The organism is Cryobacterium sp. RTC2.1, assembly GCF_035018685.1.
Lineage (GTDB): Bacteria > Actinomycetota > Actinomycetes > Actinomycetales > Microbacteriaceae > Cryobacterium > Cryobacterium glucosi.
Map to the genome: position 1 here is coordinate 1 of NZ_JASJXJ010000282.1, position 1,821 is coordinate 1,821.

Consider the following 1,821-nt stretch of genomic DNA (forward strand, 5'->3'; position numbering starts at 1 on the left):
CCCGTGACGTGCCCGGGATCCACGCGGCGGCCCTCGCCGCGGATGCCGCCGGGTTCTTCGGCCGCACGGCCAAGCGCCGGGCGGTGCTCGCGAAGGTCGCCGACCTGCTCACCGGCGACGCGGCATCCGCCCCGGAGAAGGCCGTGCCGCTCAAGACGCTCTCGACGCTCACCGCGGCCCTCGCCGCCGCGCACGCCGAAGCGCAGGGCCTGCGCGACGCCGCACTCACCCTGCCAGTGCCGCTCGTGGACGCGCGGTGGAACCCGTTCGTGCCGGCCGACGCCGAGGACCTCGCGACCGGCCTGGCCTGGCTCGGCTGGCTCGGCGACGCGCTCAACCGGCCCGCGGTGCCCGCTGTCGACGGCGACTCCCCCACCCACACCGCCGACCTGCGCGCCTACTACTCCTCGACCCCGCTCGGCGCCGGCCAGGAGCCGCTCACCGCCCTCGCCGCGGCCTGGCAGACCCTCGACACCGCCGCCGACGTGCAGCCCGCCGACCGCGCCCGCTGGGCCGGCGACCTCGGCTTCATCGCCCGCTGGTGGGCGACCCGGGCCGCGCGCACGGTCGAGTCCTCCCAGCCCGTCGTGCTCGAACGCTGGCTCGCCCTCGTGCGTCACCTCGAGCCGCTGCGGCGCCACGGGCTCACCGACGCCCGCGCCGCGCTGCTGGCCGGCAGCATCCCGGCCGAAGATGCCGCGCTCGCGTTCGACAAGGGCCTCGCCCTCGCCTCGATCACCGAACGCGAGGACGCGACCGCCCTCGGCGACTTCAACCTCGTGGCGCACAGCAAGACGATCACCCGGTTCACCGCGAGCACGCACGCGGTGCGCGGCGAACTCCCCCGGGCCATCCCGGCCGAGGTGCTCGGCCTCCGCCGCTTCGACACGAACCTGGCCTCTGGGCAGGTCGGCGGCCTGCGCCGCCAGCTCGACCGGCAGCGCGGCGGCATGAGCGTGCGCGCGCTGCTCGAGAACTACGGCGACCTGATCACCCAGGTGATGCCGTGCACCTTGATGAGCCCGGAATCCGTCGCCCGGTTCTTCCCCGCGCACGCGGCCCTGTTCGACATCGTCGTGTTCGACGAGGCCTCGCAGATCCGGGTGGCGGATGCGATCGGTGCGATGGGCAGGGCGGCGTCCGTGGTCGTCGTGGGCGACAGCAAGCAGATGCCGCCGACGAGCTTCGCCGAGGCGAGCGCGAACATCGACGACGAGGGTGACGCGGGCCTCGACGGCGGGGACGGGGTGCTCGGCGCGGTCGCGGACGAGGAGTCGATCCTCACCGAGTGCGTGCAGGCGCGGGTGCCGAGCAAGTGGTTGTCGTGGCATTACCGCAGCCAGGACGAGTCGCTGATCGCGTTCAGCAACCACTACTACTACGAGAGCCGGCTGTCGTCGTTCCCGGCGCCGATGGGGCCCGGCAGCGCGGGTTCGGCCCGTGCCAGTTCGGCCGACTCCGGCACGGCCGACTCGGGCACGACCGACTCGCGCACGGCCGACTCGGTCGGGTCCACCGGCTCGGCGGCGGTCGCGGGTCACGGTGTCTCCCTCGTGCGCGTGAACGGCCAGTTCGAGCGCTCCGGGCGCGGCACGGCGCTCCGCACCAACCCCGTCGAGGCCCACGCGATCGTCGACGACATCGAGCGCCGCTTCCAAGCCTCGCCCGGGGTCTCCCCCTCGGTCGGCGTGATCACCTTCAACGCGCAGCAGCGCAACCTCATCGAGAACCTGCTCCGCGACAGCGACGACGAGCGCATCGCTCTCGCCCTGGACGAGGTCGATGGCCTCTTCGTCAAGAACCTCGAGAATGTGCAGGGCG

1 protein-coding gene is annotated in these 1,821 nt (G+C 73.6%); it reads left to right on the forward strand.

Annotated features, from left to right (window positions below):
- The coding region (locus tag QN357_RS18825; protein WP_323505379.1) for a DEAD/DEAH box helicase at positions 1-1,821 on the forward strand (1,821 nt) is incomplete at both ends.